This window comes from Rhodopirellula sp. JB055 (assembly GCF_043100905.1).
Lineage (GTDB): Bacteria > Planctomycetota > Planctomycetia > Pirellulales > Pirellulaceae > Rhodopirellula.
Window position 1 is genome coordinate 1 of the sequence record NZ_JBICHO010000237.1, and the last position, 4985, is coordinate 4985.

Genomic DNA, 4985 nt, shown 5'->3' on the forward strand with positions numbered 1-4985 from the left:
ACTTTGACATGGCGTTGCCAATCGGTTCCGCTCAAACCATCAGCAGCCCCTTCATCGTCGCCTCGATGACCGAAACGCTGGATCCACAACCGACGGACAAGGTGCTGGAGATAGGCACCGGCAGCGGTTACCAAGCCGCCGTGCTCAGTCCCTTGGTGGCGGAAGTCTATTCCATTGAGATTGTCGACGAACTGGGCACCCGAGCCGCTGGCGTGCTCAACCGCCTGGGATACGAAAACGTCCACACGCGAATCGGCGATGGTTTTCTGGGTTGGCCGGAGCACGCACCGTTCGACAAAATCATTGTCACTTGCAGCCCCGAATCCGTGCCCGTTCCGCTGGTCGAACAACTTCGCGAAGGCGGGTCGATGATCATTCCCGTCGGGGAACGTTATCAACAAACGCTGTACCGGATGACCAAACGGAACGGCAAACTGGTGCGGGAACCGCTGCGTCCAACCTTGTTCGTTCCCATGACTGGCACCGCGGAAAACGCTCGCCAGACACTTCCTGACCCGGCCAATCCCAAGGTCGTCAACGAAGATTTCTCGGACCCGCCCGGAGCCGATGATCCAGAGGGCTTCGTACCGGGGTGGTACTACGGACGCCAAGTCCAGCAGATCAGCTTGCCGACGCCCGAAGCCGAGGGAGCCGAAGATTCCGGACTGATCCGCTTCGAAAACGAAACTCCCGGATTGGGGGCACACTTGCTGCAGGGCATTGCGATTGACGGAACGAAAGTCTCGTTGGTTCGATTGTCGGCTCGAGTGCGAACGGAAGATGTCGTCAAAGGGCCCGATGCGGATTCGTGGCCAATGGTCGCAATCAGTTTCTACGACGAACTCAGGCGTGACCTGGGAACATTCTCCATGGGCCCCTACCGGGGCACTCGCCCTTGGCGGGACGACAGCCGATTGGTTCGGGTCCCTCGGGCAGCCAAGGAAGCCATCGTGCGAGTCGGACTATTCGGTGCGACAGGCACCTCCGAATTCGATCACGTGTCGATCGAAAAAATCGGCTGAATGTCAAACGCGTGCGAAGATTCCCGAGCGCACTCACGGCACCAGCAATCCAGCGATTTTGAGGTAACACCATGACAACGCAATCCGATTATTTTACCCAGACTTCTTGATCGGCAACGCTGGTCCGCTATCCTGGCGAAGGCGACGAGCCCCCAGATTGAATGGCTCGCAGCTTCCAAGTGCAATTCAAGCCGAAACGATCGCTCACTGTTGTGGTGACAATCGATCGGCATTACCAAGAGTCGCGTCAAAAGGATGGAGAATCGTTTATGAGGTGCATGCAAATGTTGGCATGCCTCACGGTGGCGCTCAGCATGAGCGTTACTGCAGAGGCGGGTGGCTCCTACGGGAGTTACGGCAGTAGCGGTGGCAGTAGCGTCGTCTACGGCAGCAGCGGCGGAAGCAGCGGTGGCGGATTGCTCGCTGGCCTGCGTGCTCGCATCGCAGCTCGCCACGCGGGCTCTTCGGGAGGCTCCGTGGGAGCTTCCTCCGGCGGATCGTCAGGCGGATACACCGCCGCCTACGCTTCTTCCGGTGGCTCATCAGGAGGTTCTTCTGGTGGATCCTCAGGCGGTTACTCGCGTGGGTCCTCCGGTGGCGGACTGCTCGGCCACTTGCGGCAAAAAATCGCTCGCATCAAAGCTCGCCATCACGGCAGCAGTGGCGGATACGTCGTCAAAGCCAACTACAGCAGCGGTGGCACGTCCTACAGCAGCGGCGGACGTTCGTCCGGCGGCAGCAGTGGCGGATACTACGCTCCTTCGGTTTCGTATTCGTCCGCTTTTTCAGGCGGAAGCAGCGGTGGCAGCTCCGGCGGGGTCAGCTACGTCGCTCCCGTCACTTACGCCGCACCCGCGATTTCGCACAGCGTTCCAATGATCGAATCGGCCCCGATTTACTCGGCACCGATCCAAGGCGAAACGATCATGGGCGAAACCATCATCGACGGTGGCGCTCCTGTGGGCGAAACCATCATCGATGGCTCGGTCATCGACAGCGGTGCTTCTTACGAATCCCGCAAACCAACCTTGGATGACGACGCCGCGTTGTTGACCGTTGCTGTCCCAGTCGAATCGGCTCGCGTGACGGTCAACGGGCACGAAACAACCAGCGACGGCATGGTTCGTCAGTTCATGTCGCGTGGCCTGAAAGACGGTTACCTCTACACCTACGAAGTCGTCGTGACCTACGACGTCGACGGTGAAGAGCGCACCGACAAACGAACCATCAAACTTCGTCCCGGCGACATGGAACGTTTGGTATTCAATCAAACCGAAGCCGCTTCGGATGAAGAAGCCAACGAAGAGGAAGAAGAACAGTTCAGCGTCGTTGAACCCGCTCAACCCGAAACCGTTGTTCAACTTCACGTTCCTGCCGACGCAAAAGTCGTTCTGGCTGGCAACGAGACCAATGGCTTCGGAACGGTTCGCACCTTCCGCACCACTCAATTGGCCGCTGGCGAAAACTGGGAAAACTACACCGTTCGCGTGGAGTTGGAATCCAACGGTCGTCAACTGAGCCAAGAACGGACCATCAACGTTGCCGCTGGCGACACCGTTGAACTCAACTTTGACTTCGACGATCAAGCCATCGCGATGCGATAAGCGGTCTCGAATCGAAAGAAACATCAACCGCACCGGAGTGAATTCACTCGGGTGCGGTTTTTTCATGCGCCGCCCCAACCACCTCCACAGAAACCTTCCCTGCGAAACCACTGGCCTGAGTCACACTATAGTGGAACGTCTCGTTCGAACCTTCGCGTTCGTTTGATCTCCAACTCCCGTCGATCCACCGCTGATCCCAGTGCTGCTCTCACAATCCGCTCCCGAAATCTGCCGACGCCAGGCGATCTGGTTGCAAGCGGTGGTGCTGTTGGCGGCAACCCTTTCAAGCAACCACCTATATGCGAACGGGTGGAGTGTCTTCTCGTCGGAGCTTCGACAAGCTGAATCGGAGCTCGAATCTGCCAAGGCGGAATTGAATCGGCTGGGCCCGGTCGTTTTAAGACAAACGTCGCCACATGTCGGCGGCCAATCTCAGATGCGTTCCACGCCGCCACCGCAGGCCCCATGGATTCAGATCGATCTTGGCAGCGAGCAGGCTTTCGATCAAATCCTTCTCGTCCCCGCGATCATCGGATCGGCAAATGAGGGATTGGAACCGTATGCCTTCCCAGAGCAATTTCGAATCGATGCATCGAATTCTAAAGACTTCGAAACGTTTCAACTTCTCTATCACTCCGCGGAGCATGATCTCGACACCAACAGCCCGCTGCCGGTCGTGATGGAAACCCCGGGAGCGAATGCCCGGTACCTTCGCGTCACCGTCACGCAGCTTGCGAATGTGACCGGACGTTGGACATTCGCGTTATCGGAGATCATGGTGCTTCAAGGCGATCGCAACATAGCCTTGGGTGCTTCTCCACAGATGGTTGACACCACCCATTTGGCTCCGGTTTGGTACGAAAGTTATTTGGTCGATGGATTGACGCCACTCGGCCCGCCAATCATGCCGCCTCAGTCGGCGGACGAGTTGCCGACCTACGACGGTGTCTTTTTCCAGTCAGACAACGCGGGAGACGAAGTCTGGTTTCAGATCGACTTGGAGGCAAAACAGACCTTTGATGAACTGCGTCTGTTCCCTGTTCACGCTCGACAAGGCGCTGACTACCCGGGATACGCATTTCCCCTGCGGTTTCGAATCGAAGCATCCAACTCCGAATCTTTCGACAACCCTCGTGTACTGTTTCGAACGCAGTCCAACTACGAAAACCCCGGCAACAACCCTGTCACCCTTTCAGTGGCCGATGCCAGCGCTCGCTTTGTCCGATTCGTCAGCGAACAAGGTTCGTTGGGCAACAGCAACAAAGTCGGACTTGCGGAATTCGAAGTGCTGAGTCACGGCGTCAACCTTGCCGTCAGCAAGCCACTGACTGCGAAACATTGGCGTGGCGATCGGGCGTTGAGCTTGCTCGTCGACGGCGAATCCAGCTATGGAAAAATCCTTCCACTGAGTGAATGGTCCAAGCGTTGGAAACGCATTCGCGAATCGCGTCAAAGGATCCAGTCCACCGAGCAGAGCATCGAGCAGTTGACCGCCGTGGCCAAGCAAAGGGCAGGGCGGACCGCAATCGCGCTGGGCACGCTGGCTGCTGCCGGTCTGCTTTTGCTCGTCTGGATCCAGCGAAGACGTCGTTCGCATCAACGAGCAGACTTTCGAATGCGACTGGCTCAAGACCTGCACGATGAGATCGGAAGCAACCTCGCTGCAATCGCTCGGATCGGTGAAGTGGGTGAGGCGATCGACAACAACGCCGAGACGCAGGAAGACTGGCGTTCCGTTCGCGAATTGGCTGGCGAGTGCACCGACTCCATTCGCGAAACATTGTGGTTGTTGGGCGGTCCCAACCGAAGCCAAGACTGCTTGGCCGATCAACTTCACGCCATCGCGAATCGCATGTTGCCGGGGCTGGATGTGCAATGGGAAGTTGATCCTCGGTTTCGAGCGTTCAGCCCCAACGAAGCGACGCAGCGTGAACTGGTCATGACTTTCAAAGCGATACTCGCCAACATCGCTCGCAGTGCCAACGCCACGATTGTCGCAATCTCGGCCAGTCCTCAAGTGAATGGTTGGCGATTGCGGGTCGAAGACAACGGCGATGGCTTTGATGCGGATCAATGGGCGAACCGAATGGAAGTGCGTGGCATGGGATTGGACGGGATGACCAAACGAATCAAGAAACTTGGCGGGTCACTGACCATCGATTCAAAACCAGGGCAGGGCAGTCGCCTGACGATTGAGATCGCTTCTTAGTGGTCTGTCACAGCTAAGAGTGAGGATTGATCGTAGTGGTCGCGGCGCCGAAGGCAAGGAGTTGTAGCCCGTTCAGGACGGGGCGCCACCTCCCCGCCCCAAAGAACCCAACATGGAAAAACACAGGCGGGGGGCCCCCGCGAGGGACGC

At 57.7% G+C, this 4985-nt stretch carries 3 protein-coding genes; all 3 read left to right on the forward strand.

From position 1 onward, the window contains the following. Window positions 1-1022 (forward strand): protein-L-isoaspartate(D-aspartate) O-methyltransferase (locus ACF8AM_RS09895; RefSeq protein ID WP_392555482.1); only part of this gene is annotated, 1022 nt, incomplete at its 5' end. Window positions 1023-1300: 278 nt separating this feature from the next. Then, a complete protein-coding gene (locus tag ACF8AM_RS09900) occupies window positions 1301-2626 on the forward strand; it encodes a TIGR03000 domain-containing protein (RefSeq protein WP_392555484.1) in 1326 nt (441 codons plus the stop codon). Between the two features lie 199 nt (window positions 2627-2825). After that, window positions 2826-4835 (forward strand): discoidin domain-containing protein, encoded by a 2010-nt coding sequence (locus tag ACF8AM_RS09905; protein ID WP_392555483.1) that lies wholly within the window; start codon window positions 2826-2828, stop codon window positions 4833-4835. Window positions 4836-4985 lie beyond the last annotated feature (150 nt).

Excerpts from the sequence above, each read along its gene's own strand:
- ACF8AM_RS09900 (WP_392555484.1), top strand. The coding sequence starts at position 1,301 with ATGCAAATGTTGGCATGCCTCACGGTGGCGCTCAGCATGAGCGTTACT.